This is a genomic window from Rhodococcus tukisamuensis NBRC 100609 (genome assembly GCF_001894985.1).
GTDB classification, from domain to species: domain Bacteria; phylum Actinomycetota; class Actinomycetes; order Mycobacteriales; family Mycobacteriaceae; genus Rhodococcus_G; species Rhodococcus_G tukisamuensis.
Genome location: NZ_BCXG01000004.1, coordinates 177,156 through 202,218 on the forward strand (window position 1 = coordinate 177,156; position 25,063 = coordinate 202,218).

Consider the following 25,063-nt stretch of genomic DNA (forward strand, 5'->3'; position numbering starts at 1 on the left):
CACTCTTGGTAGCAGTAGCAGCCAGAAGTACTCACAGGCGGCGGAGCCGCTCGTCGTAGTCGGCGCGCGCCCTCGCATCCACCGAGTCGACGGCCCGGTTGCCGCCGACGACCTTGCGGACCAACCCGACCAGTGGCTCCGGCGCGAGCGCGAGCGCGACGTCCACGGCCGCCAGGTAGCCGGGGACCGGGGTCTGTGCCCGACGCGTCGAGACCGTGCGCACGACCGCCGCCGCGATGTCCTCGGGGTCGACCGTCGGCAGTCCCTTGCCCAGCGGAAGCCCGGAGGTCAGCGTGGTGCGGACCGCGCTGGGCAGCACGGTGGACACACTGACCCCGTGTTCGGCAAACTCCAGCCGGGCCGTCGACGAGAGTCCCACGGCCGCAAACTTGCTGGCGTTGTAGACGGCCAGCCCCGGGATCGCGACCTTGCCCGCGAGCGAGGCGACATTGACGATGTGGCCGCGGCCGCGGGTGATCATCGCCGGGGTCACCGCCCGCATGCCGTGGATCAGCCCCCACACGTTCACGTCGATCGTGGCCTCGCCGATCTCGTCCGGCTCCTCGAGGAACGGCGCGACCGGCATCACCCCGGCGTTGCCGACCAGCACGTCGACGGGCCCGAGGTCGGCCGTCACCGCCGTCACGCAGGCGTCCCACGACGCCCTGGTCCGCACGTCCAGCGTGTACGCCCCTGCCGCCGAACCGATCTCGGCCACCACCTCGTCAGCCGCGGCACGATCGAGGTCGGCGACCGCCACCCTGGCGCCGCGCGCGGCCATGGCGTGCGCGGTGGAGCGACCAATTCCGCGCCCCGCACCGGTGATCAGGACGACGGCTCCGCGCAGGTCAATCCCGGGGTACTTCACCGAGTCTCCATCTCGTAGGCGCGCTCGTCGAACTCGCCGAGCCTGGTCTTCATCCGCGCGGTGGACCACGGCCAGTTGAAGCTGTTGCGCCCGTTGACGTCCAGGAAGTAGCTCTGGCATCCACCGGCGTTGTAGACGGTGGTGGCCAGCGCCTGCTGCACCTCGGCGTTGAAGGCCGCCTGCACCTCCGGGCGGGTCTCCATCCGGGTCCAGTTGCCGTCCCTGGCCGCGGCGATCGCCTTCGCCAGGTAACCCAGCTGCGCCTCGAGGATCATGAACGCCGAGGTGTGGCCGGTGCCGAGTGCCGGGCCCAGCAGCACGTAGGCATTGGGGAACCCGGCGATCGTGGTGCCGAGATAGGCCTGCGGGCTGCCCTTCCAGTGCTCGTCGAGGCTGCGGCCCTCGCCGTCGAAGATCTTGCCGCCGATCGGCATGTCGAGGATGTGGAAGCCGGTGCCGAGGATGATCGCGTCGACCTCCCGCTCGGCACCGTCGGCCCCGACCACCGTGTTGCCCCGGACGGAGGCGACCGCGTTGGGGTGCACCTCGACGTTGGGCCGGGTCAGCGCCGGCAGGTAGGTGTTCGACAGCAGCAGGCGCTTGCAACCGAGGGTGTAGTCGGGCGTGAGGGCCTTCCGCAGCTCGGGGTCGCGGACCTGGGCACGCAGCTGCGCCTTGCCGATCTGCTGCACGATCCGCAGGATCCACGGGTGCCGGAACCCCAGCCCGAGCGCCTCCATGATCGAGTACTCGATCGCGCGCAGGACGCGGTGCGCGCCCGGAATCCGGCGCATCACCCAGCGTTCCGCCTGCGGCACGTGATGGTCCGGCTTCGGCAGCACCCACTGCGCGGTGCGCTGGTAGAGGTGAAGCTCCCCCACGCTCGGTGCGATCGCGGGCACGAACTGTACCGCGGAGGCGCCGGTGCCGACGACCGCCACGCGCTTGCCCGCCAGGTCGTAGTCGTGATCCCAGCGTGATGAATGAAACACCTTGCCGCCGAAGGTGTCCAGGCCGGGGATCGGCGGCACCAGTGGTTCGTTCCAGGGGCCGACGGCCGCGACCACGGAGTTCGCGGTGAGCGTGCCGCTCGAGGTCTGCAGCACCCAGCGATGGGCCGACTCGTCCCAGTCCGCGCGGATCAGCTCGGTGCCGAAACGCACATGCGCGTCGACCCCGTGTTCGGCAGCGGTGCGGTCGATGTAGCGACGGATCTCGTCCTGCCCCGCGAACAGCCTGCTCCACTCCGGATTCGGCGCGAACGAGAACGAGTACAGCCCGGACGGGACGTCGCAGGCACACCCGGGGTAGTCGTTGTCGCGCCAGGTGCCGCCGAGCGAATCGCCCTTCTCGAGGATCGCGAAGTCCGTGATCCCCATCCGCCGCAGGGTGATCCCGGCGCCGATGCCGGAGATGCCGGCCCCGACGACGAGGACCTCGTAGTGCTGTTCCTGTGTCATACGAAGGCCTTTCGAGTCGTGCGCAGGGCGGCCTCCAACGTGGCCAGACGCCTGCGGTCGTCCATGAAGTTCGGGCCCATCACGGCGAGGTCCTCGGCGGTGGCGTCGAGCCTGACGACCCGGGTGCCCGCCGCCGTGGCGGCGGCGATCTCCGCGTCCAGGCCGGCGCTCATCCAGCTGCGCAGGACCAGTCGCTCCGCACGGGCGGCGCCGCGGGCGCGCACGGGGCCGGTGGAGGCCATCGGCGCCAGCACCACCAGTTCGTCGAGTTCGAGCGGAGCAACCAGGTCCGCGGACGCGGTCGAGGCCGCGCCGCCGTCGACGTAGCGCCTGCCCCCGATCCGGACCGGCGGCATCCACCCCGGGATCGCCCAGGACGCGCGAAGCGCCTGCGAGAGTGTCGCTTCCGGCGAGCCGGGCGAGCCGAACGCGACGCGGGTGCCGGTGTCGTAGTCCATCGCGACCAGCCAGGTCGCGGGGTGCGGGACCCAGTCACGGTCGGGGTTCAGTCCCACCGCGAGCCGGTGCAGCCAGGACGCGTCGCCCCCGCCGGTCGGCAGCAGTCCGCTCAGCGCCGTCGCGGGCGCCACCTCGTGGCGCAGGCCCGCGCGGACGAGCGTCGGCGAGCCCACGCCGAGTCGGGGCAGCGGTGGCATCCGGCCGGGCGCGTCCGCGAGGTGATCGCGCAGCGCCGGATGGGTCGGCTGCTCCCCCAGCTGCATGGACAGCAACTCGCCGACGCTGACCCCGCTACCGAGCATGGTGACCAGTTCCGCCCCCGCGGAGGTGCCGACGAGGACGTCCGCGTCACGGGGATCCCAGCCGAGCCCGTCGCGGACCGCCACCAGCGCCGCCACCGTCCAGGCCGCGCCGAGGGTTCCGCCGCAGCCGATGACGAGGCCACGGCGGATTTGTGTGTCACTCGAAGTCATATTCAGAAACTAGCAGTATTCGAATACGATGGGTATGCCAAATCTGAAGTTTCCCTGAACGGAGTTGCGATGGCGCGAATGACCAGGTCGGAGAGTCAGGCCCAGACCAGGGCCGACCTGATCGCGACCGCGCGCGACCTGTTTCTCGCCGACGGGTACGCCGCAACCTCGCTGGAGAAGGTCGCCGAGCAGGCCGGTTACTCCAAGGGCGCGGTGTACTCCAACTTCCGCAACAAGAACGAGCTGTGCCTCGAGGTCCTCCAGCTGATCCACGTCACCAAGGGCGCCGAGGTGGCGGAGGTGATGTCGCAGCAGGCGCCGCTTGAGGATCGGTTGACGGCGTTCGAGAGCTGGGCGCAGCGCACGCTCGGGGACGTCGGATGGACGACACTCGAGTTCGAGTTCATCGTGCTGGCGCGCCACGACCCGGAACTCCGGGCCGCGCTCGTGGCCAGCCTCGACATGGCGCGCGGCATCGTGGCCGCCCTACTCGGTGCGCTCGTGGCGTCCGGCGAGGTCGCGCTGCCGATGTCGGTGGACGACGCCGCGACCAGCGTGCTGAGCATGGGCGTCGGTCTCGGCATCCAGCGCGCCATCGACCCCACCATCTCGACCGGCATCGTCACCCGAAACCTCCGCGCGCTTCTCACCGCTGCCGGCTCCGCGGATCTACCCTCACAAGCGTGACGAACTGGCAGAAGCTCGCGCAGGACATCGCCGACGACGTGCTGTTCCCGGCCGCGGACAGCGTCGACGCCGACGGCGAGATCCCCGTGAGCCATTTCGAGGTGCTGGCCGACGCGGGCTTCTACGCGATGGCGGCGCCACCCGAGCGGGGCGGTCCCGCGCTCGAACTCGACGACCTGGTCGCGGTGGTGGAGACTCTCTGCGGCGGCTGCCTGGCCACCAGCTTCACCTGGCTGCAGCACCACGGCGTGGTCGCCGGACTCGCGGGCAGCCCGAATCAGATACTGCGCGAACGGCACTGGGACGGTCTGCTCGACGGAACGGTCCGCGCCGGCGTCGCCTTTGCCGGGGCGATCCCCCAACCACCACTGCTGTACGCGCGCCGGGTGGAAGGCGGCTACCTGCTGGACGGGGTGGCGCCGTTCGTCACCGGCTGGGGCATCGTCGACCTGCTGCAGCTGAGCGCGCGTGACGAGTTCGACGACTCGATCGTGCACACGCTCGTCGAGGCCGTCCCCGCCGCCGGAATCACCGTCGAGGACCTGCCGCTGATCGCGGCCCGCGGCAGCAACACCGTGCGCGTCCGCTTCGACGGGTACGAGGTTTCCGACGACCGGGTCGTGAATGTGGCGTCCCCCGAGCAGTTCCGGGCCGGACAGACCTTCGGGTCGTGGCTCAACGCGTGCATGGCGACGGGGGTGACGCGGCGGTGCCTCACCGAGCTTGCCGAGCTGGGTTGTGACACGACCGTGTTGACGGACGAGCTCTCGGGTGTGCGCGCGAATCTCGATACGGCGCTTGCAGGTCGCGGCGATCTGTACGCCGCGAGAGCGCAGGCCAGCGAACTCGCACTGCGGGCCGCTGCCGCACTGGTGACGGCCACCGGCAGCGCCGCCGCCCTGAGCGGCAGCACGGCCGAACGACTGATGCGCGAGGCGACACTGACCCTCGTCGCGGCGTCACGCCCGCAGATCCGCCGCACGCTGCTGGACCGACTCGGCGGTGCGGCCGGCAACTGAGCCGAGGCTACTCACCGGCGTCGATGACGGTCCGGAGGGTGGCGAGCTGCTCCGCGGTGAGACCCGCGGGTTGCAGGACCGCATTCCATCCGTCGACGTACTCGGCCGTGTACTTGTGGCCGTGCCCGCCCGGAACGCCGGTGGAGAACGGCAGGTCGGCGGTGATCTGCCAGAACGTCACAAACGGTATCCAAACCATGTCCTCGAGCACGTCCCGCCCGGGCGGCTGACCGATCCAGTCAGGCTCGCTCAGGACGAGGTTCGGACTCCACCAGACGATCGGGTCGGAGGGGTGCATCAGGTACAGCACCCGGGTGCCGTCCCACGGGCTCCCCGTGGGAGGAATTCCGGCCTCGGGGTCGTTGCTGAACCGCACCGTCCGCCCGTTCTTGTAGACCGGCTCGACTTCCGGGCTCCCCGGCTCCCGCCGGTCGCTGAACTCACGGAACAGCGTGTTGAAGTTGGGAGGGCCGGCGAACAACGTTCCCGAGGTGCGGTTGCGCAGGTCGTACTCACCGCTGAAGGCGGTCTCGCCGCCGAACGAGCCCAGGCTCTCCCCGGCGACGAACAGCTGGGGACGGTTGTCCGGCGGTAGCTTCGACCACACGTCGTAGACCGCGTCGAACAGGTCGCGCCCGGCTTCCCTGGCCTTCGACTGGTCGACCAGGTAGGAAATCCACGACGGCAGGTACGAGTACTGGATCGCCACGGTCGCCGCGTCGCCGCCGGTGAGGTACTCGAAGCTGTCCACCAGGGCCGGGTCCACCCAGCCGCTCCCGGTCGTGGTGACCACGAGCAGGTTGCCGCGCTGGAAACCTCCGGCCCGGCTGAGGTCCTCGACCGCCAACGCCGCCCGGGACTCGGAGTCCGCCGACGACGCCAGACCGGCGTAGGCGCGAATCGGTTCCAGGGCCGGGTGGTCGACGAACTGACCGATCTGGTCGGTGGACGGGCCGTCGCCGATGAAGCTGCGCCCCTGCCATCCCAGCGAATCCCACGGCACCACCGATCCCGGGCCCCCCGACCGCAGGCTGGTGGCCGGCTGCTGCACACCCTCCGGGGTCATCGTGTCGCGCAACGAGAAGGCCCCGTTGGCGGCGCCGACGAGGCCGCCGAGCAGTACTCCCGAGACCACCGCGTAGACCAGCCCCGCGATGAGAAACCAGCCGACCACCCCCGCGGCCCGCCGCCCGATCCACCGGTTGAGCAGCCTCGCGCTCGCGCGGTACAGGCCGCGGACGCCGCGTCCGATCACCAGGAGGAGACAGAACACCACCGCCGCGACGACGGGCGCGAGGACCACGAGCGGGATGTTGTACTCCGTGACCCCCATCAACGCGCGGATCTGGTGCTGCCAGTACTGCCCGACGCCGAACGAGACGGCGAACAGCACCACCGCACTGACGAGGAACACCAGCCAGGGCCGGCGCCCCGGACGCCGCGGAGACCGGTCGGCGAACGCCCGCCACACGAAGGCCGCGAACACTCCCAGCCCGTACCCGATCGCGGCGGTGATTCCACAGACCACTCCCTGCAGCAGACCCCCACGCGGAAGCAGCGACGGGGTGAACGACAGACAGGCGAAGACGAGTGCACCCCAGCAACCGGGAAGGGTGGCGTACAGCAGCTTCCGGCGCTCGCCGGACTCGGGCGGCGCACCGTCGTCGACTCCGGCGGCGGACGGACCGCCGGGCGAATCCAGGACCTTCGGCTCCATGGCCACCTCCGCCTACCGCACCGGCTACTCCCAGCCGGAGCTCGGAATCCACGTCCATATCGCCCAGATCACGACGACATCGATCGCGATGATCACGCTGGCCCACCCCGGGTGGTAGGGCAGCCACAGGAAGTTGACGACAACAGACAGTCCCGCGATGACGACGGCCAGCGTCCGCGCCCAAATCCCGCCGCCGAGCAGGGCGACGCCCACCAGCGCGATCAGCACACCGAGCACGATGTGGATCCAGCCCCACACGGTCAGGTCGAACTCGTAGGTGTAGTCGGCACCGACGGCGAAGACCTCGTCGGCGACCGCGGCGATCCCTTGAAGAACCTGGAGGATACCGACGGTGACGAAGAGGACCGCGGCCCCGATCGACGTGCCGGCCGCGACATGCTGTTTGTGGCTCAACTGATCGGACACGACGGTTCACCTCTCCGGACTCGGAAACGCTGCGCCCCCTCAGTGTGCGCCCATCCGCCCGTGTCGGTGGGCCGAGGCACTATGGACACCATGGACACGGTGCTCGGCAGGTTCTCCGCCCCCACCCGGGAGTGGTTCGCCGGCGCCTTCCCCGCACCCACCGCCGCCCAACTGGGGGCCTGGGAGGCGATCGCGGACGGCTCACATGCGCTGGTCGTGGCCCCGACCGGATCCGGAAAGACCCTCTCCGCCTTCCTGTGGGCACTCGACCAGCTCGCCACCCGTCCGCACGACGAGAAGCGTCCACCGGGCACCACGGTCCTGTACATCTCGCCGCTCAAGGCCCTCGCTGTCGACGTCGAACGCAACCTGCGCGCACCGCTGGTCGGGATCACCCAGACCGCGAAACGACTCGGGCTGGCGCCGCCGGAGATCACCGTCGGCGTCCGCTCCGGCGACACCACGCCCGCGGACCGCCGCGCCCTGGTCCGCACGCCCCCCGACATCCTCATCACCACCCCCGAGTCACTGTTCCTGATGCTCACCTCGGCGGCCCGCGAATCGCTCGCCACCGTGCGGACCGTCATCGTCGACGAGGTGCACGCCGTCGCGGCGACCAAACGCGGTGCGCATCTCGCTCTCTCGCTCGAACGGCTCGACATGCTGCTCGAGCGTCCGGCCCAGCGAATCGGGCTCTCCGCCACCGTCCGGCCGCACGAGGAGGTCGCGCGGTTCCTGGCCGGCGCGGCGCCGGTACACATCGTGTGCCCACCCGCACCGAAGACCTTCGACCTGACGGTGCGGGTACCGGTCGAGGACATGACGGAGCTCGGGGTCACGGCAGCATCCGACGACTCGAACTCTCCTGCGCCACAACAGGGCTCGATCTGGCCGCACGTGGAGGAACAGATCGTCGACCTGGTCCTGGAGCACTCCTCGTCGATCGTGTTCGCAAACTCGCGCCGACTCGCCGAGCGGCTCACCGCCCGGCTCAACGAGGTCTACGCCGAGCGGCTCGGCGCCCCCGTCGACACCGTCCACCGGCCAGCGGCGCAGATCGGCGCCCCCACCGAGGTGAACCACGGCGCGGACCCGCTGCTGGCCCGCGCCCACCACGGCTCGGTGAGCAAGGACCAGCGGGCGATCATCGAGGACGACCTCAAGTCGGGGCGACTGCGCTGCGTGGTCGCGACCAGCAGCCTCGAACTCGGCATCGACATGGGCGCGGTCGACCTGGTCGTCCAGGTCGAGGCGCCGCCCTCGGTGGCCAGCGGACTGCAGCGGGTCGGCCGGGCCGGGCACCAGGTCGGCGAGATCTCCCGCGGGGTGCTCTTCCCCAAGCACCGGACCGACCTGATCCACTGCGCGGTCACCGTCGAGCGGATGACCGCGGGCAAGATCGAATCGCTCGCGGTGCCGGCCAACCCGCTCGACATCCTCGCCCAGCACACCGTCGCCGCCTGCGCGCTCGACCCGCTCGACGCGGGTGTCTGGTTCGACGTGGTCCGGCGCACCGGGAGTTTCGCCGCCCTGCCGCGCTCGGCCTTCGACGCCACCCTCGACCTGCTCGCGGGTCGGTACCCCTCCGACGAGTTCGCCGAGTTGCGCCCGCGGCTCGTGTGGGACCGCGACGCCGACGTGCTCACCGGTCGGCCCGGCTCGCAGCGCCTCGCCGTCACCTCCGGCGGCGCCATCCCGGACCGCGGCCTGTTCACCGTCTACATGGTCGGCGAGAAACAGTCCAGGGTCGGCGAACTCGACGAGGAGATGGTCTACGAGTCCCGCGTCGGCGACGTCTTTGCGCTCGGCGCCACCAGCTGGCGTATCGAGGAGATCACTCACGACCGGGTCCTGGTCAGCCCCGCGTACGGACTGCCCGGCCGGCTTCCGTTCTGGCACGGCGACGGCCTCGGCCGGCCCGCCGAACTCGGTGCTGCGCTCGGCGAGTTCCTGCGCGAGATGTCGCTCGGCGACGCCGGCGACCTGCGCACCCGCCTCACCGACCAGGGCCTGGACACCAACGCCACCACCAATCTGCTGGCGCTGGTCGAGGAGCAACGGACCGCGACCGGCCAGGTGCCCACGGACCGGACCCTGGTGCTGGAGCGGTTCCGTGACGAGCTCGGCGACTGGCGACTGGTGCTGCACTCGCCGTACGGGCTGCCGGTGCACGCGCCGTGGGCGCTGGCGGTCGGTGCCCGACTGCAGGATCGCTACGGGATCGACTCCACGCCAACGGCATCCGACGACGGCATCATCGTCCGGCTGCCGGACACCGAGGACGCGCCGCCCGGCGTGGACCTGTTCGTCTTCGACCGCGACGAGATCGAGGACATCGTCACCGAACAGGTCGGCCACTCCGCCCTGTTCGCGTCCCGGTTCCGCGAGTGCGCGGCCCGTGCCCTGTTGCTGCCGCGTCGCAACCCCGGCAAGCGGGCGCCGCTTTGGCAGCAGCGACAGCGGTCCGCGCAGCTGCTCGACGTGGCCCGCAAGTTCCCGACCTTCCCGATCCTGCTCGAGACGGTGCGCGAATGCCTGCAGGACGTGTACGACCTGCCCTCGCTGACCCGGCTGTTCGACGCCGTCGGCCGCAAGCAGATCCGGCTGGTCGAGGTGGAGACCGCCTCGCCCTCCCCGTTCGCCGGCGCGCTGCTCTTCGACTACGTCGGCGCGTTCATGTACGAGGGCGACAGCCCGCTCGCCGAACGCCGCGCCGCCGCACTGTCGCTGGACTCGACCCTGCTCGCCGAACTGCTCGGCCGGGTGGAGCTGCGCGAACTGCTCGACGCGGATGTCATCGACCTCACCGAACGCGAACTGCAGCGCCTGGTCCCCGACCGCAAGGCGAGGGACGCGGAGGGCGTGGCCGACCTGCTGCGCCTGCTCGGGCCCCTCACCACGGAGGAGATCTCGGCGCGGGCTGTCGCCGAGCCGCGGGAGTGGCTGGCCGAACTGGAAACCCGCAAACGCGTCATGCGGGTCGCCTTCGCGGGCCGCCGGTGGTGGGTGGCGATCGAGGACGCCAGCCGGATGCGTGACGCCCTCGGGGTGCCGCTGCCGATCGGGACGCCCGCCGCGTTCATAGAGCCGGCCCTGGACCCGCTCGGCGACCTGGTCGGCCGGTACGCGCGCAGCCACGGCCCCTTCACGCTCGCCGACGCCGCCGCCCGGTTCGGGCTCGGCACCTCCGTCGTGCGGGACGTGCTGCGCCGGCTCGCCGTCGACAAGCGCGTCGTCGAGGGCGAGTTCCGGCCCGCGGAGTCGGGCAGCGAGTGGTGTGACGCCGAGGTGCTGCGCCGGCTGCGGCGCCGCTCGTTGGCCGCCGCGCGGCGGGACGTCGAGCCGGTCGAACCGGCGGCGCTGGGCCGATTCCTGCCCGACTGGCAGCACGTGGGCGGCGGCCTGCGCGGTATCGACGGCGTCGCGGCGGTGATCGAACAGCTTGCGGGCGTACCGATCCCGGCCTCGGCCTGGGAGTCGACGGTGCTGCGGTCGCGGGTGCGCGACTACCAGCCGGCGATGCTCGACGAGCTCACCACCACCGGCGAGGTGCTGTGGTCGGGCGCGGGGCAGATCTCCGGCAGCGACGGCTGGGTGCGCCTGCATCCCGCCGACGCGGCGCCGCTGACACTGACGCCGGCGGACTCCACCCAGCTGTCCGAGCAGGCCCGCGCGATTCTCGACGTGCTCGGCTCGGGCGGCGCCTTCTTCTTCCGAAACCTCGCCGATCAGGTCGGGTCCACGGACGACGAGTCCCTCGTGGCCACGCTGTGGGAACTGGTGTGGTCGGGACAGGTGAGCGGCGACTCGTTCGCCCCGCTGCGCGCGCTGATGTCGGGCACCACCCGGTCCACCCCCAGCCACCGGGCGCCGCGCCGAACCCCACGGGCCCGCCCATACCGCGCGCTCGCGCGACCCACGCTGCCCACCCGGACCGGACCCCCGACGGTGGCCGGACGCTGGTCGATCCTGCCGGAACTCGAGGCCGACCCGACCGTCCGGGCCCACGCCCGCGCCGACCTGTTGCTCGAGCGATACGGGGTCCTCACCCGGGGTTCGGTCGTGGCCGAGTCCGTGCCCGGCGGCTTCGCCCTGATGTACAAGGTGCTGCGCGGGTTCGAGGACAGTGGCCGGTGCCGCCGCGGCTACTTCGTGAACACCCTCGGCGCCGCCCAGTTCTCGACCTCCGAGGTGGTGGACCGACTGCGCGGATACGGCGACGGCACGGTCGCCGAGCCTGCGCGCACCGCGGTGGCGCTGGCGTCGACCGACCCGGCGAACCCGTTCGGCGCGGCGCTGCCCTGGCCCACCGTCGACGGCGGGCACCGGCCAGGACGCAAGGCGGGCGCCCTGGTCGTGTTGGTCGGTGGCGAGCTCGCGCTGTACGTCGAGCGGGGCGGCAAGACGATGCTCACCTTCACCGCGGACCCCGGTGACCTGCACACCGCCGCGATCGCGCTGGCCGACCTGGTGGACGGGGGCGGCGTCGAGAAGATCGTCATCGAGAAGGTGGACGGCGAGTCGGTGCACACCAGCGGGCTCTCCCCCGCCCTGGTCGAGGCCGGGTTCTCCGCCACCCCGCGCGGGCTGCGCAAACGGACCTCCTACGCGCGGGGCTGACCGTGCCCGAAGGTGACACCGTCTGGCAGGCCGCGGCCCGGCTGCGCACCGCGCTGGCCGGGAAGGCGCTGACGGTCAGCGACTTCCGGGTGCCGCGGTACGCGACGGTGGACCTGACGCCGGGACCGGTCGAGGAGGTGCTCAGCCGCGGCAAGCACCTGTTGATCCGGATCGGCGACGCCGCGGTGCACACCCACCTGAAGATGGAGGGCGCCTGGCACGTCTACCCGGCGGGCACGCGGTGGCGACGGCCCGGCTGGCAGGCCCGGGTACTGCTGGGCACCGACGATTTTCTGGCGGTCGGATTCCAGCTCGGGATCGTCGAGGTCGTCCCCCGGGCCGACGAGGCCGGCGTGGTCGGGCACCTCGGCCCGGACCTGCTCGGCCCCGACTGGGACGCCGGCCGCGCCGCGGCGAACCTGGCGGCGGACCCGGGCCGGCCGATCGGCCTGGCGCTGCTCGACCAACGGGCGATGGCCGGTGTCGGCAACGTCTACCGCAACGAACTGTGCTTCCTGCGCGGCGTGCATCCCGCGACCCCGGTGGCCGCCGCCGGCGAACTCCTCGATTGGGCCGAGCTCGCGCACCGACTGCTGGTGGCGAACCGGGACCGCACCGTCCGCGTCACCACCGGCGACCGGCGCCGCGGCCGGACCACGTGGGTGTACGGCCGTGCCGGCAGGCAGTGCCTGCGCTGCGGCACCCTGGTCGAGTCGGGACCTCTCGGCGACGACGCGGCGCCGGAGCGGCAGATCTTCTGGTGCGCCAGCTGTCAGCCCGCCCGGACCTGACCCGCGCTCACACGAAGTCGAAGAGCGGTGGCACCAGCAAGACGACCAGTACCGCCCACGCCCCGAATACGGGCAGGTAGCGGGTCTGCCAGCGTTCGGTCGCCTCGAATCCGCTTCGGCCGCGGACGAATCCGAGCAGCAGGCGGGCAGACCACACGAGGTTCACGAGCAGGACGAGGTTCAGTCCCAGTGCGACCACCTTGTTCGGTGTGAAACCGAACTCCGCGATCCGGGTCAGCATCGCCGCCAACATCATCAGGTCGACCGCCAGCGCACTGACGACGAGCACCAACTGGAGTCGGTCGAACAGGTCCGGCGGCGCCAGCGGGTCCCGCGCCGACGTCGCGTACAGCACCAGTCCCAGCACGACCACGAGGATCAGATCCATCAGGATCAGCAGGTTCCGGTCGACGTCACCGACGTTGCCGTCCACCGCGAAGGCGGCGAGCAGGACGAGCAGCATCACGATCGTGATCGGCGTGAACACGCGGGTCAGGACGGGCGCGATGTTCTCCACCACGCTCTGCTTCGCCTCGACGAGCCACGCCGCGACAATGACGGCACCGGCCGCGCCGAACGGCAGTACCCAGTCCTCGATCACCCACTCCATGTCGGTGCCGAGCGAGGTGAAAGCGCCGACCGTCAGCCCGATGAGGACGCCGCCGCCGAGCGCGAGGAGCGTCAGGTACACGACCCATTCGCCGGTGAACCGGATGAAGTCCATCCGTCTGCGGTCGGAGCGCCACTCGCCGCCGACGTACGCCAGTCCGACGGCGAACCACAGCACGACCGGTACGTGGATCGCGGCGATGATCTCGGTCGACCCCTCCGGATCGAACGGAAAGAGGTTCAGCACCAGCGCGGCCCCCGCGAACGGCACCGCGAGCGCGGCCGCAACCCGGGCGCTCACACGGCGCTTCCACGCGAAGTAGCCCGCGAGGAACGGCAGGATGAACACGCTGACGTTGCGCGCGAAGACGTTGTCGTCCAGTTCCGCCCACCGCGCCAGCTCGAGGGTTGCACCCGCACAGAGGGCGAGTGCGAGAACGACGAACAGTTCACGACGGGGCGGGTGCGTGCTCGTGCCGGTCTCCGCCTGGACGAGCACCAACTGCTTCCAGAGGCGTTCGGAATGCTCCCGGGCGAACTCGCGGGAGATGGCGTCCACACTGCCCATCCGTTTGACCGCGACGAGGAAGGCCTCGTCGTCGGCCAGTCCGGCGGCGGCGAGGTCCGAGATCCGGTCGCGCAGATGGTCTTCCATCTCGTCGACGTCCGCGGACGAGATCACGCGATGCCGTTCGACGTAGCCGCGCCACTGGCCGATCTGGGACTCCAGTGCGGCGTCGGCCATCACGACCACCCCTGCGCGACGGCGGACGGTGGCAACTGCGCGCTGCGCCACACCTGGTTCAGCGCGTCCGCGACGACGTCCCACTGGCCGCGCCGCTCGGCGAGCACGCCGCGGCCCGCCTCGGTGATCGCGTAGTGCTTGCGCCGGCGCCCGGCGTCCGAGGTTCCCCACGACGCCGAGACGTACCCGGACCGCTCCAGGCGATGCAGCAACGGGTACAGCATCCCGTCCGTCCACTGGATCTGTCCCTTGGACAGGTCGTGGACCCGCTTGAGGATGGCGTACCCGTACGACTCGCCGTCCACCAGGATGCCCAGCACGAGCAGTGTCGCCGAGGCTGCCACCAGATCCTTGTCGATGTGCACAGCACCTCCCATACCTAGATCTGCTAGCCATGAACCCTAGCAGCTCTAGGTATGAGCGCCAGGGACAGGCGAACCGACGTCGGTCACGGGCGGGCCGCTCGGTCGAGCAGATCGAGGCAGTGCCGGATCAGCCGCTCCCGGGGCACGGTGACGGTGCCGTCGAGGTAGCCGATGAAAAGGCTCGTCAGGGCGCCGACGAGACCGAGCGCCCGCAGGGCGCGTTCGTCGGGATCGGCAACGCCGCGCAGCTGATCCTGGACCAGCACAACGAAACTCGGGGCCAAATCCAGGCCGCGTCCGCCCAGCGCGGGGTCCCGCAGCGGCGCCAGCAGCAGAACCCGGCCGGCTTCGGGGTGGTCGAGGACGAGGGCCACGAACGCGCGCACCGCGAGTTCGGCGGTCTCCGTCGGGGTCTCGGCGCCGGAAACCGCGGTCACCAGGGCGGCACGGGCCTGCTCGCCGACCTCCGCGTACACCTCTCGGATGTAGGTGTCGCGGTCGGCGAAGCTCTCGTAGAAGTAGCGCTCGGTGACACCGGCCGCCCGGCAGGCGGCGCGGACGCTCACGGCCGGACCGTCACCGGCACCGAGCAGATCCACCCCGACCTCGAGCAGCCGCATCCGTCGCTGCAGGCGGCGCAGGTCGAGGCCGGGGCGGTCACTGGTCATCGCCGCAAAGTCTAGGCAGCTCCGCTGCTCGTGCGCGGTTCACGGGTCCACAGACCCGTGAACCGCGCCCGAGCGCCGAAGGCGCCTGCGTCACATGTGGGTGCCGCCGTCGATCCGGATCTCGGTGCCGGTGACGAACTTTGCGTCGTCGGAGGCGAGCATCGCGACGACGCCCGCGACGTCCTCCGGCGGCGCGAAGCCCTCGCCGATCCACGGGTACAGCTTGCCGATCAGGCTGGGGTCGACGCCCTCCTCCGGAAATCCCGGGTTGCTGGTCATGCCCGAGGCGATGGAGCCGGGCTCCACGGCGACCGCGCGCAGACCCTGCTTGGCGTACTCGAGGGCGATGGCGTGGGTGAAGGACCGAATGCCGCCCTTGGTGGCCGCGTAGGCCGCCATGTACGGGTGCGCGAAGGACGCGGAGGTGGAGCTGAAGTTCACCACCACGCCCTTGCCGGACTCGAGCAGCGCGGGCAGTGCCTCCCGCGTGACCAGGAAGGTGCCGGTCAGGTTGACCCCGATCATGGTGTTCCAGAAGTCCAGCGTGGTCTCCGCGGTGTGCGAGGACCGCAGGATGCCGGCGGCGTTGACGAGCACCTGCAGGCCGCCGAGCTCGGCGATCGCGCCACCGAGCGCGTCCCGCACCGAGTTCTCGTCGGAGATGTCCGCGACGACCGTGCTCAGCCGGTCCGCGACGCCCGCCTCCTCGGCGCGCTGACGGGTCAGGGCCAGCCCGTCCTCGGACACGTCCGCGGCGGCGACGATGCCGCCCTCGGCGAGGATCCGGGCGACCGTCGCCTGCCCGATGCCCGAGCCGGCACCGGTGATCAGCACCTTGCGGCCTTCGAATCGATTCATGTCCTGCACTCCTTCTCGTGTGGTCAACATGCCCTTGACTGCAAGCTACGCCAAGATGGCACAACGTGCCATGATGGTGTGCATGGCGGACCCCACTGCGCAAGTCCCCCGCTCACTCACCGAGCGACGCAAGGCCCAGACCCAGCTGGAAATCGCCCGCTGCGCCGCCGAACTGTTCGCCGAGCGTGGCACCGCGGCGGTCACCGCGGACGAGATCGCGGCCGCTGCGGGCATCGGGCTGCGCACGTTCTACCGCTACTTCCGCACGAAGGAGGAGGCGGTCACGCCGCTGCTCGCCGGCGGCGTCAGCGGCTGGATCGCCGACCTGGCGGCCGCTCCCCGCGAGCTCACTGCCGTCGCCGCGCTCGAGTCGTCCGCCCGTCGCACCCTGACCCGCACCGACCGGTTCGGCGTGGACGGGCTGCGCCTGACCCGCGCGCTGCTGCGCGCCGTGCCGGGCGACCCGGCCCTCGAGTCGGTGTGGTTCCGGGTGGTGCACGACGCCGAGGAGTCGCTGGTGTCGGTGCTCGGCGAGCGACTCGGCCCCGGCGCGGACCCGCTCGAGGTCCGACTGCTCGCGGTGGCGGGCAACACCGCGATGCGCCTGGCCGTCCAGACCTGGGCCGGGACCGGCGACGCCGCCGCGGGCGAGGAGTCCGGACCGAGCCCCGCGGACATCGCCGTCCGGTGCATCCGCACCCTGACCGCCGGCGTCGCGGCTGCGGGTGTGCGTACGCCTCAGGGATGACGCGGCCTCCGACTTACGGACCACCGCCTTCTCAGCGAGTTCACACCTGACGCCGATGTGCGTCACGGGTGGAGGCGGCAGGGTGGAACCGGTCCGGGAAACTCCCGCACGGGAAGGCTCGAGATGTTCACCGCACCCCTCGCCGTCGTCGCCCTGCTCGTCATGGCGATCTCCGGCCACCTCGCCCGCTCGGCGCCCCGAAGCGTCGTGCGCACGCACTGACGAGCCGTGCCGACCCGGGCTGTGCGCGTGCCCCGAGCTGGAACATGCCAAGCTGTAATGCATGCCGCGCACGCCCCTGTCCGCCGAGGACTACGCCAGCCGAGTCAGCGCATACGTCTACGGCAACGTGCTGATCCTGGCCGCACTCGTGCCACTGCACAACACCAGCGTGGTGCACGCGGGGCTGACCATCATCGGCACCGGGCTGTCGACCTTCGTCGCGCACGCCTTCGCCGAGTCCGTCGGGCGCAGCACCCGCTCCGGGCGACCGCTGACGAAGATGGAACGCCTGGCCGAGCTGCGCGACTCGGTGCCGGTACTCACCTCCGCCGTGATCCCCGCCGCGCTGGTGGGCCTCGGCGCGTTGGGATGGATCGACCTGCGTACCGCACTGATGCTCGCCGAGATCTGGGTCGTCACCCGCATCGCCGGCATCACCTACATCATCACGCGGCTGCGCGGCGAACGACCCAACCGGGGCACCCTGGCCGCCTCCATCGGGCTGGCCCTGATCGCCATGGTCGTCGTCGCGGTCAAGCTGCTGCTGACCCACTGACAGTCCGGACGACCTAGTCTCCGGGCTGCGCCGCGGACCGCACCGGCTCGAGAATCTCCGCGCGCGCCTCGGGGGCCGCCGCCCGCAGCGCGTCCGCCGACGTGTCGTCGGGCTGGGCCTGAGAATGCACCTCCGCCTCCACCCGCGCCCGGTACGTCTCGACCTCCCGGTCCACGGTCGCCTCGTCCCAGCCCAGCACCGGCGCCACCAGGTTGGCGACCTGCTCGGCGCAGTTCACGCCGCGGTGCGGGTACTCGATCGAGATGCGGGTGCGCCGCGCCAGGATGTCCTCGAGATGCAGTGCCCCCTCCGCGGCCGCCGCGTACACGGCCTCCACCTGGAGGTAGTCGGGCGCATCGGTGATGGGCGCCAGCAGTTCGGGCGCCTCCTCCGCGAGCTCCAGCACCTCGTGGATCAGCGAACCGTACCGGTCGAGCAGGTGCTTGACCCGGTACGGGTGCAGCCCGTACTGCTCGCCGACCTGCACGGTCTGGTTCACCAGTGCGAAGTAGCCGTCCGCGCCGACCAGCGGCACCTTCTCGGTGATCGAGGAGGCCACCCGCGCCGGGACGTCCTCGGCGGCCAGGTCGACGGCGTCCTCGGCCATCACCCGGTAGGTGGTGTACTTGCCGCCCGCGATGGCCACCAGGCCCGGCGCCACCCGTGCCACCGCGTGCTCACGCGAGAGCTTCGAGGTCTCGTCGCTCTCGCCCGCCAGCAGCGGCCGCAGCCCGGCGTACACACCGTCGATGTCGTCGTGGGTGAGCGGGGTGACCAGCACCTTGTTCACCTGGCCGAGGATGTAGTCGATGTCCGCCTTCGTGGCGGCCGGATGCGCGAGGTCGAGGTTCCAGTCGGTGTCGGTGGTGCCGATGATCCAGTGCCCACCCCACGGGATCACGAACAGCACCGACTTCTCGGTACGCAGGATGATCGCCGCCTCGCTGACCACCCGGTCGCGGGGCACCACGATGTGCACACCCTTGCTCGCCCGCACCCGGAACCGCCCGCGCTGGTTCGACAGCGCCTGGATCTCGTCGGTCCACACGCCGGTGGCGTTGACCACCACGTGGCCGCGCACCTCGGTGGCCTGCCCGTTCTCCGAATCCCGTACCCGCACACCGGAAACCCGGTCCGCCTCACGGAGGAAGCCGACCACCTGCGTCGAGGTGCGGACCACCGCGCCGTAGTGCGCCGCCGTCCGGGCCACCGTCATGGTGTGCCGGGCGTCGTCGACCACGGTGTCGAAGTAGCGGATACCGCCGATCAGCGCGGAGCGCTTGAGCCCGGGCGACATTCGCAGCGCACCGGACCGGGTCAGGTGCTTCTGGGCGGGTACCGACTTGGCGCCGCCCATCTGGTCGTACAGGAAGATGCCGGCCGCGATGTAGGGCCGCTCCCACACCCGATGGGTGAGCGGGAACAGGAACTCGAGCGGCTTGACCAGGTGCGGGGCCAGCGTCGTCAACGACAGCTCGCGCTCGCGCAACGCCTCTCGCACCAGGCCGAACTCGAGCTGCTCGAGGTAACGCAGGCCGCCGTGGAACATCTTCGACGACCGGGACGACGTCCCGGACGCGAAGTCGCGGGCCTCGACCAGCGCCACGCGGAGGCCGCGGGTGGCGGCGTCGAGTGCCACGCCTGCGCCGACCACTCCACCGCCGACCACGACGACGTCGAACTGCTCGGACCCGAGCCGGTCCCAGGCCTCCTGACGCTGGCTCGGACTGAGAAGAAACTGTGTTCCCGGCTGTGTGCTCAACGCGGGCTCCTGTGTGTTGACGGCGGATTCGGACCCAGGCTAGTAGTTTCGAGCCGTGTATGTCGCCGCCATCGACCAGGGCACCACCTCGAGCCGCTGCATGATCTTCGATCACGCAGGCCGGGTGGTCACCTCGGCCCAGCAGGAACACCAGCAGATCTTCCCGCGCGCCGGCTGGGTCGAACACGACCCGACGGAGATCTGGCAGGCCGTCCGGGAGGTGACGGCGGCCGCCCTCTCCAAGAAGGATCTGACCCGCCACGACATCGCCGCGGTGGGCATCACCAACCAGCGCGAGACCACCGTCGTCTGGGACCGGAACACCGGAAAACCCGTGTACAACGCCATCGTCTGGCAGGACACCCGCACCGACGAACTGTGTACCGAACTCGCCGGCGACGCCGGCGCGGACCGCTACCGCTCCATCGTCGGGCTGCCGCTGTCGACCTATTTCTCCGGACCGAAGGTCCGCTGGATCCTCGACAACGTCGAGGGCGTGCGCGAGCGCGCCGAGGCCGGCGAACTCTGCTTCGGCACCATGGACAGCTGGATCCTGTGGAACCTCACCGGCGGCATCGACGGCGGGCTGCACATCACCGACGTGACCAACGCCTCACGCACCATGCTGATGGACCTGCAGACCCTGTCGTGGGACGAGCAGATCTGCGCCGACCTCCGCATCCCGACCTCGATGCTGCCGCAGATCCACAGCTCCTCCGAGAAGTACGGCGAGGTCCGCCCGCGCGGGATCCTCGCGGGCGTACCCATCGCGGGAATCCTGGGCGACCAGCAGGCCGCGATGTTCGGGCAGGCCTGCCTACGCCCGGGCGAGGCCAAGAACACGTACGGCACCGGTAACTTCCTGCTGCTCAACACCGGCACCACACCAGTGTTCAGCGAGCACGGCCTGCTGACCACGCTCTGCTACCGAATCGGCGCCGCGCCGGCCGTGTACGCCCTGGAGGGCTCGGTGGCGGTCACCGGGTCGCTGGTGCAGTGGCTGCGCGACAACCTCGGAATCATCAACTCCGCCAAGGAGGTCGAGGTGCTGGCGACCACGGTTCCGGACAACGGCGGCGCCTACTTCGTGCCGGCCTTTTCCGGGTTGTTCGCCCCGCGCTGGCGACCCGACGCGCGCGGTGCGATCGTGGGGCTCACCCGCTTCGTCAACAAGGGGCACCTCGCGCGGGCCGCGCTCGAGGCCACCGCGTTCCAGACCCGCGAGGTGATCGAGGCCTGCGTCGCGGACTCCGGGGTGGCGCTGACCGAACTCAAGGTGGACGGCGGCATGGTGCTCAACCAGACGCTGATGCAGTTCCAGTCGGACATCCTCGACGTCCCGGTGATCCGGCCGGTGGTGAACGAGACCACCGCGCTCGGCGCCGCCTACGCGGCCGGGTTGGCGGTGGGATTCTGGTCCGGGGAGGACGACATCCGCAACAACTGGGAGGTCGGGCAGACCTGGACACCCGCGATGCCGGCCGCCGAACGCGATCGCCTGTACCGGGAGTGGAACAAGGCGGTCGAGCGCACCTACGACTGGGTCGACTGACGACGGCCGGAGCCTATGCCGGGCGGGGTCGGGCCAGATCAGGCCCGGCGGTGCGCTCAACCTCCGCCCGCCACGTCTGCAGTCGCTCGCGCCAGTAGTCCGCGGCCGGCCCCGGCCCCGTCTGCGTGATCCGCACCGTGACCCGCTCGTCGGTGCCGGCGTCCCCGGATTCCTGTGCACACCCGATTTCGTCGGAGCACCCGATTTCGTCGGAGTCCCCGACTTCGTCGGCGTCCCCGGCCGGACCGACCACTTCGAAGTCGAAGCGAACCTCGATGCGCGGGCCGCCCGAGTCGTCACGCCAACCCCAGACCATGAGGACCGTCTCGCCCGGGACGAACTCCAGGACGACCCCCGGACGGGAATCCCACGGCATTCTCACCTGCTCGTAGGCCCCGTTCAGTTCGAAGCCGGGCCACCACCTCGCGGCCGGCCAGTACCGCGTGACGGAGTCCCAGACCTCCTGCAGGCTCGCTCGCATCGTGGCGGACTCATCCGGGTCCGCGAGTGCCGTCGCCTGCCCGCCGTCCGCGGTCATCGTGTCGAGCAGCCGGAGATCCTCGATGGACACCAGGGCCGCCGCCGGAGTCCCGTTCCTGGTGATCGTGATCCGCTGACCCCCGTAGGCCACCCGCGAGACCAGGTCTCGCAGTTCCGCTCGTGCCTGCCCGAATGTCGCCGTCATCGACTTCATGTCGGGATCGTAGGAGCGGACACCGACAGGTGCGGGCTCGGATCAGGTCCCGGCCGGGGCCCGCACCGAAGCGGGAGTCGAGAGCCCGAGAGCCCGAGAGCCCGAGAGCCCGAGAGCCCGAGAGCCCGAGAGCCCGAGAGCCCGAGAGCCCGAGAGCCCGAGAGCAACAGACTGATCGAATCCGAAAAGGTACGACACGCCGAGTACGTACAAAACGCGGATTCGGTACCGATTCGGCGCGTCGTACCGAAGCGGCGCGTCGTACCTTTCGAGTTCGGTGTCGCATGGTGTTTTCTCGGCCCCGGCCGCCGCCCACCGCCCCTCCGGCGCGCGCTCGCGACGCCGGGCGGCTCAGGTCAGCGCTTGGTGCGCGTCACCCAACCGGGCGACGGCCTCACGCAGCGTGTCCGGGCCGTTCGTCGTGAAGCACAGGCGGAGGCTGTGCCGGTGGCCGTCGTCGACCGCGAACGCGGGGCCCGGCACGAAGGCGACCTGGCGTTCGACCGCGGCGGCCAGCAGCCGGCCGGTGTCGGTGCCGTCCCGGAACCCCAGCCAGCTGAACATCCCGCCGCCGACGGCGGTCGCGTCGACCGTGTCCCCGAACCGTGCGGCCACCGCGTCGCTGAGGGCGGTCGCCCGGAGCCCGTACTCGGCCCTGATCCTCGTCAGGTGCGCGGCCAGCCACGGCCCGTCGGCCAGCAGTTCCGCCGCGACCTGCTGGGTCAGGCTCGAGCCGCACAGGTCGGCGCCCTGCTTCACCAGTTCCACCGCCGCGCAGATCTCGGCCGGTGCGCACAGCCAGCCGACCCGCAACGACGGCGCCAGGACCTTCGACACACTCGACAACCGGATCACCCGATCCGAATGCGCGGCAACAGGTTGCGGCGGCGGTCCGCCAAACCAGATCTCGCCGTACGGGTCGTCCTCGATCACCCAGAAGCCGTAACGCTCGGCCAGTGCGGCGAGCCGGCCACGCCGGACCGAGGACAGGGTCACCCCGCGCGGATTGTGGAAGTTGCTCACCGTGTGCACGAGCACCGGCCGCTCCCCCGACGCCAGCAGCTCTTCGAGGCGATCGGTGCACATCCCGTCCGCGTCCAACGGCACGGTCAGGACCCTCGCCTCCGCCGTCCGGAACACCTGCAGCGCGCCGGTGTAGGCCGGCTCCTCGACCACGACGGTGGCGCCGGGGTCGAGCAGAACCTGCGCCAACAGGCTCAACGCCTGCTGCGAACCGTGGGTGATCACCACCCGCTGCGGGTCCACCGCGGTGGGCCGGGCCACGCTCTCCCGGTCGGCCACCACCTCGCGCAGCCCGAACCAGCCCGCGGTCTCGGTGTACTGCACCGACCCCGAGGTGCTCAGCGCACGGTCGGCCGACTCGCGGATCCGTTCCCGCGGAACGAGTTCCGGGTCCGGAAGGCCTCCGGCAAGGCTGATCACGTCGGGACGCGCGGTCACGGTGAGCAGGTCACGGATGGCGGAACTGCGCAGTGCGCGCATTCGTCGGGCGAGCACGAGCGACATGGGAACTCCCGGGGGCAGACAGCACGGACAAGGCAGGAACACCTGGTCGTCCCGGATCTGCGGGGCGGGGGCGGCGAGGGGCCGGTCGTGCCGGCCACCCCGCCACTATTCCACAGATAAATCCACCATATGAACACCAAGTCTCATATTTTGAGACACGGCGCTCTCGTGGGGTCCCACTCGGAGCTCAGTCGAGGTCGTCGTGGCGCATCAACTGGCGCGCGGCCTCGGTGATCGACCCCGCCAGCGAGGGGTACACCGAGAACGTCTGCGCCAGGTCGTTGACCGACAGGTTGTGCTGCACCGCGATCGTCAGCGGGAGGATCAGCTCGGAGGCGGTGGGAGCGACCACCACGCCGCCGATCACCACACCGGTGGCCGGGCGGCAGAAGATCTTCACGAAACCGCGACGCAGACCCGACATCTTGGCGCGCGGGTTGGTGTTCAGCGGCAACATCACGGTCCGCGCGGGTACCTCACCGGCATCGATGGCGGCCTGGCTGACACCGACCGTCGCAATCTCCGGCCGGGTGAACACCGCCGACGCCACCGTCTTGAGCTTGATCGGCGTCACGCCCTCGCCGAGCGCGTGGTACATCGCGATGCGCCCCTGCATGGCCGCGACCGAGGCCAGCGGCAGCAGGCCGGTGCAGTCGCCAGCCGCGTAGATCCCGGACACCGTGGTGCGCGAGACCCGGTCGACCCGCAGGTATCCGCCGCGGTCCAGTTCGATGCCCACCTTCTCGAGCCCGAGCCCGGAGGTGTTCGGCGTCGACCCGACCGTCATCAGCGCATGGCTGCCCTCGACGGTGCGCCCGTCGGACAGTCGCACCACGACGCCGTCCGCGGTCCGCTCGACGACGTCCGCGCGAGCATGCTTGACCAGCGTCACACCCCGCTCGGAGAGTGCCTCCTCGAGCACGAGCGCCGCGTCCTCGTCCTCGTGCGGCAGCACCCGGTCACGACTCGAGACCATCGTGACGTGCACGCCCATCTCGGTGTACGCGGAGACGAACTCGGCGCCCGTGACGCCGGAACCGACCACCACCAGGTGCTCGGGCAGCGCCTCGAGGTCGTAGAGCTGACGCCAGTTGAGGATCCGCTCGCCGTCGGGCTGCGCGCCGGGCAGCACCCGCGGCGAGGCGCCGGTGGCGATGAGCACCACCTCGGCGTCGAAGAGTCGCTCGCTGCCGTCCGCGAGAGTGGCCTTGACCTGGTGAGCGGCCATCCCGATCACCGAGTCGACGATCTCCGCCGTGCCGGCGAGCAGTTCCACCCCCACGGTCTGGAGCCGGTCTCGGATGTCCGAGGACTGGGCCTGGGCCAGGGACTTGACCCGCGAGTTGATCTGGGGCAGCGAGATCGTCGCCTGGGTGATGTCGAGGGTGATGCCGAGGTCGGTGGCCTTACGCATGTCGGTGCGCACGCCGGTGGACGCGATGAAGGTCTTCGACGGCACGCAGTCCCACAGCACGCAGGCGCCACCGAGTCCGTCCGAGTCGATCAGCGTCACACCGGCCCCGTGCTGCGCGGCCACCAACGCAGCCTCGTAGCCGGCCGGCCCGCCACCAATGATCACGATCCGGGTCATCTGTCCTCCATGTTTCGGCAGCACATCACACACTTTTTCGGTGAGTCCACGCTATTGCACCGGGCATCGCTCACGCACGCTGGCCCACGTTCGAGTGGGGCCGCACACACGAAACCGCCATGTCCGGTTCGCGGCGGTGATCCGACGGTTTAGGCTTTTGTCGTGCCGATCTATGCCGCCTACGGATCCAACATGCATCCGGAACAGATGCTCGAACGCTGCCCGCACTCGCCGATGGCGGGAACGGGCTGGCTGCACGGGTGGCGGCTGACCTTCAGCGGCGGCGACATCGGCTGGGAGGGCGCCCTCGCGACCGTCGTCGAGGACGCCGACTCCAAGGTCTTCGTCGTGCTCTACGACGTCCCCGACGAGGACGAGGCCAGCCTCGACCGGTGGGAGGGCTCCGAGTTCGGGATGCACCGCAAGATCCGGCTGCGCGTCGACACCGGGGGCGAACCGGTACTCGCCTGGCTCTACGTGCTGGACGCCTACGAGGGCGGACTGCCCTCGGCCCGCTACCTGGGTGTGATGGCCGACGCCGCGGAGATCGCGGGCGCCCCCGCCGACTACGTCCGCGACCTGCGCACCCGCAACAGCCGCAACGTCGGGCCCGGCACGCCCGGCTTCTCCGGCTGACGCCCCGCCC

21 protein-coding genes are annotated in these 25,063 nt (G+C 70.7%); 8 read left to right on the plus strand and 13 right to left on the minus strand.

All coding sequences use genetic code 11. The features are described from left to right. Positions 1–31: 31 nt before the first annotated feature. Genes RT2_RS06220 through RT2_RS06230 form a run of 3 tightly spaced genes read right to left on the minus strand, consistent with a single transcriptional unit; the run spans position 32 to position 3,260 of the window. A complete protein-coding gene (locus RT2_RS06220; protein WP_072843668.1) occupies positions 32–868 on the minus strand; it encodes an SDR family oxidoreductase in 837 nt (278 codons plus the stop codon). Further along, positions 865–2,328, minus strand: coding sequence for a flavin-containing monooxygenase (locus tag RT2_RS06225; protein ID WP_072843669.1), 1,464 nt, complete (start codon positions 2,326–2,328; stop codon positions 865–867). Before RT2_RS06225 ends, RT2_RS06220 begins: the two co-directional genes overlap by 4 nt. Beyond that, on the minus strand, positions 2,325–3,260 hold the full coding sequence (locus RT2_RS06230; RefSeq protein WP_072843670.1) for a patatin-like phospholipase family protein: 936 nt from the start codon (positions 3,258–3,260) through the stop codon (positions 2,325–2,327). The genes RT2_RS06225 and RT2_RS06230 overlap by 4 nt, the downstream gene beginning before the upstream one ends. Before the next feature lie 69 nt (positions 3,261–3,329). Here RT2_RS06230 and RT2_RS06235 point away from each other — a divergent pair, with 69 nt between their 5' ends. After that, the gene (locus tag RT2_RS06235; protein ID WP_072843671.1) at positions 3,330–3,947 is read left to right on the plus strand and encodes a TetR/AcrR family transcriptional regulator; all 618 of its coding nucleotides are present in this window, start codon (positions 3,330–3,332) and stop codon (positions 3,945–3,947) included. Continuing rightward, positions 3,944–4,966 (plus strand): acyl-CoA dehydrogenase family protein, encoded by a 1,023-nt coding sequence (locus tag RT2_RS06240; protein WP_072843672.1) that lies wholly within the window; start codon positions 3,944–3,946, stop codon positions 4,964–4,966. The genes RT2_RS06235 and RT2_RS06240 overlap by 4 nt, the downstream gene beginning before the upstream one ends. Positions 4,967–4,973: 7 nt before the next feature. Here the strand turns inward: RT2_RS06240 and RT2_RS06245 are convergent, their stop codons facing one another. Both RT2_RS06245 and RT2_RS06250 read right to left on the minus strand, forming a co-directional pair. Next, positions 4,974–6,683: an alpha/beta hydrolase gene (locus RT2_RS06245; RefSeq protein ID WP_083577108.1), complete on the minus strand. Its 1,710-nt coding sequence runs from the start codon at positions 6,681–6,683 to the stop codon at positions 4,974–4,976. Positions 6,684–6,707: 24 nt separating this feature from the next. Beyond that, positions 6,708–7,109 carry a DUF7144 family membrane protein gene (locus tag RT2_RS06250; RefSeq protein ID WP_072843673.1) on the minus strand — a complete coding sequence of 134 codons (402 nt, stop codon included), beginning with the start codon at positions 7,107–7,109 and terminating at the stop codon, positions 6,708–6,710. A 90-nt stretch (positions 7,110–7,199) separates the two neighbouring features. Here RT2_RS06250 and RT2_RS06255 point away from each other — a divergent pair, with 90 nt between their 5' ends. Both RT2_RS06255 and RT2_RS06260 read left to right on the plus strand, forming a co-directional pair. After that, the gene (locus tag RT2_RS06255; protein WP_217635612.1) at positions 7,200–11,729 is read left to right on the plus strand and encodes an ATP-dependent helicase; all 4,530 of its coding nucleotides are present in this window, start codon (positions 7,200–7,202) and stop codon (positions 11,727–11,729) included. Between the two features lie 2 nt (positions 11,730–11,731). Further along, positions 11,732–12,520, plus strand: a complete 789-nt coding sequence (locus RT2_RS06260; RefSeq protein WP_072843675.1) for a DNA-formamidopyrimidine glycosylase family protein — start codon at positions 11,732–11,734, stop codon at positions 12,518–12,520. Positions 12,521–12,527: 7 nt separating this feature from the next. Here the strand turns inward: RT2_RS06260 and RT2_RS06265 are convergent, their stop codons facing one another. From RT2_RS06265 to RT2_RS06280, 4 genes are all read right to left on the minus strand, one after another. Further along, positions 12,528–13,874 (minus strand): permease prefix domain 1-containing protein, encoded by a 1,347-nt coding sequence (locus RT2_RS06265; RefSeq protein ID WP_072843802.1) that lies wholly within the window; start codon positions 13,872–13,874, stop codon positions 12,528–12,530. Then, complete coding sequence (locus tag RT2_RS06270; protein ID WP_072843676.1) at positions 13,874–14,239, minus strand: PadR family transcriptional regulator; 366 nt, start codon at positions 14,237–14,239, stop codon at positions 13,874–13,876. The genes RT2_RS06265 and RT2_RS06270 overlap by 1 nt, the downstream gene beginning before the upstream one ends. 83 nt (positions 14,240–14,322) lie before the next feature. Further along, entirely contained in the window at positions 14,323–14,907 is a 585-nt protein-coding gene (locus RT2_RS06275; protein ID WP_072843677.1) for a TetR/AcrR family transcriptional regulator, read from the minus strand. 90 nt (positions 14,908–14,997) lie between these two features. After that, the gene (locus RT2_RS06280; RefSeq protein ID WP_072843803.1) at positions 14,998–15,765 is read right to left on the minus strand and encodes an SDR family NAD(P)-dependent oxidoreductase; all 768 of its coding nucleotides are present in this window, start codon (positions 15,763–15,765) and stop codon (positions 14,998–15,000) included. A 28-nt stretch (positions 15,766–15,793) separates the two neighbouring features. On the opposite strand from RT2_RS06280, the gene RT2_RS06285 reads away from it, so the two are divergent. After that, positions 15,794–16,513, plus strand: a complete 720-nt coding sequence (locus tag RT2_RS06285; RefSeq protein WP_245709411.1) for a TetR family transcriptional regulator — start codon at positions 15,794–15,796, stop codon at positions 16,511–16,513. Between the two features lie 283 nt (positions 16,514–16,796). Next, positions 16,797–17,291, plus strand: a complete 495-nt coding sequence (locus RT2_RS06290; RefSeq protein ID WP_072843678.1) for a hypothetical protein — start codon at positions 16,797–16,799, stop codon at positions 17,289–17,291. 13 nt (positions 17,292–17,304) lie between these two features. Here the strand turns inward: RT2_RS06290 and glpD are convergent, their stop codons facing one another. Continuing rightward, a complete protein-coding gene (gene glpD, locus RT2_RS06295) occupies positions 17,305–19,053 on the minus strand; it encodes a glycerol-3-phosphate dehydrogenase (RefSeq protein WP_072843679.1) in 1,749 nt (582 codons plus the stop codon). A 55-nt stretch (positions 19,054–19,108) separates the two neighbouring features. Here glpD and glpK point away from each other — a divergent pair, with 55 nt between their 5' ends. Then, positions 19,109–20,605, plus strand: a complete 1,497-nt coding sequence (glpK, locus tag RT2_RS06300; protein WP_255312514.1) for a glycerol kinase GlpK — start codon at positions 19,109–19,111, stop codon at positions 20,603–20,605. Between the two features lie 13 nt (positions 20,606–20,618). Here glpK and RT2_RS26190 read toward each other — a convergent pair whose 3' ends face one another. The 3 genes from RT2_RS26190 to RT2_RS06315 form a co-directional block, all read right to left on the minus strand. Beyond that, positions 20,619–21,299: a type II toxin-antitoxin system prevent-host-death family antitoxin gene (locus tag RT2_RS26190; RefSeq protein WP_072843680.1), complete on the minus strand. Its 681-nt coding sequence runs from the start codon at positions 21,297–21,299 to the stop codon at positions 20,619–20,621. A gap of 351 nt (positions 21,300–21,650) precedes the next feature. Next, the gene (locus RT2_RS06310; protein WP_072843681.1) at positions 21,651–22,826 is read right to left on the minus strand and encodes an aminotransferase-like domain-containing protein; all 1,176 of its coding nucleotides are present in this window, start codon (positions 22,824–22,826) and stop codon (positions 21,651–21,653) included. 187 nt (positions 22,827–23,013) lie between these two features. Then, on the minus strand, positions 23,014–24,417 hold the full coding sequence (locus tag RT2_RS06315) for an NAD(P)H-quinone dehydrogenase (RefSeq protein WP_072843682.1): 1,404 nt from the start codon (positions 24,415–24,417) through the stop codon (positions 23,014–23,016). Positions 24,418–24,579: 162 nt separating this feature from the next. Here RT2_RS06315 and RT2_RS06320 point away from each other — a divergent pair, with 162 nt between their 5' ends. Continuing rightward, positions 24,580–25,053 carry a gamma-glutamylcyclotransferase family protein gene (locus tag RT2_RS06320; protein ID WP_072843683.1) on the plus strand — a complete coding sequence of 158 codons (474 nt, stop codon included), beginning with the start codon at positions 24,580–24,582 and terminating at the stop codon, positions 25,051–25,053. Positions 25,054–25,063: the final 10 nt, after the last annotated feature.

Excerpts from the sequence above, each read along its gene's own strand:
- RT2_RS06255 (WP_217635612.1), top strand. The coding sequence starts at position 7,200 with ATGGACACGGTGCTCGGCAGGTTCTCCGCCCCCACCCGGGAGTGGTTC.
- RT2_RS06315 (WP_072843682.1), bottom strand. The coding sequence starts at position 24,417 with ATGACCCGGATCGTGATCATTGGTGGCGGGCCGGCCGGCTACGAGGCT.
- RT2_RS06290 (WP_072843678.1), top strand. The coding sequence starts at position 16,797 with ATGCCGCGCACGCCCCTGTCCGCCGAGGACTACGCCAGCCGAGTCAGC.
- RT2_RS06310 (WP_072843681.1), bottom strand. The coding sequence starts at position 22,826 with ATGTCGCTCGTGCTCGCCCGACGAATGCGCGCACTGCGCAGTTCCGCC.
- RT2_RS06275 (WP_072843677.1), bottom strand. The coding sequence starts at position 14,907 with ATGACCAGTGACCGCCCCGGCCTCGACCTGCGCCGCCTGCAGCGACGG.
- RT2_RS26190 (WP_072843680.1), bottom strand. The coding sequence starts at position 21,299 with ATGAAGTCGATGACGGCGACATTCGGGCAGGCACGAGCGGAACTGCGA.
- RT2_RS06265 (WP_072843802.1), bottom strand. The coding sequence starts at position 13,874 with ATGGCCGACGCCGCACTGGAGTCCCAGATCGGCCAGTGGCGCGGCTAC.
- RT2_RS06225 (WP_072843669.1), bottom strand. The coding sequence starts at position 2,328 with ATGACACAGGAACAGCACTACGAGGTCCTCGTCGTCGGGGCCGGCATC.
- RT2_RS06285 (WP_245709411.1), top strand. The coding sequence starts at position 15,794 with ATGCCCTTGACTGCAAGCTACGCCAAGATGGCACAACGTGCCATGATG.
- RT2_RS06230 (WP_072843670.1), bottom strand. The coding sequence starts at position 3,260 with ATGACTTCGAGTGACACACAAATCCGCCGTGGCCTCGTCATCGGCTGC.
- RT2_RS06245 (WP_083577108.1), bottom strand. The coding sequence starts at position 6,683 with ATGGAGCCGAAGGTCCTGGATTCGCCCGGCGGTCCGTCCGCCGCCGGA.
- RT2_RS06280 (WP_072843803.1), bottom strand. The coding sequence starts at position 15,765 with ATGAATCGATTCGAAGGCCGCAAGGTGCTGATCACCGGTGCCGGCTCG.
- RT2_RS06235 (WP_072843671.1), top strand. The coding sequence starts at position 3,330 with ATGGCGCGAATGACCAGGTCGGAGAGTCAGGCCCAGACCAGGGCCGAC.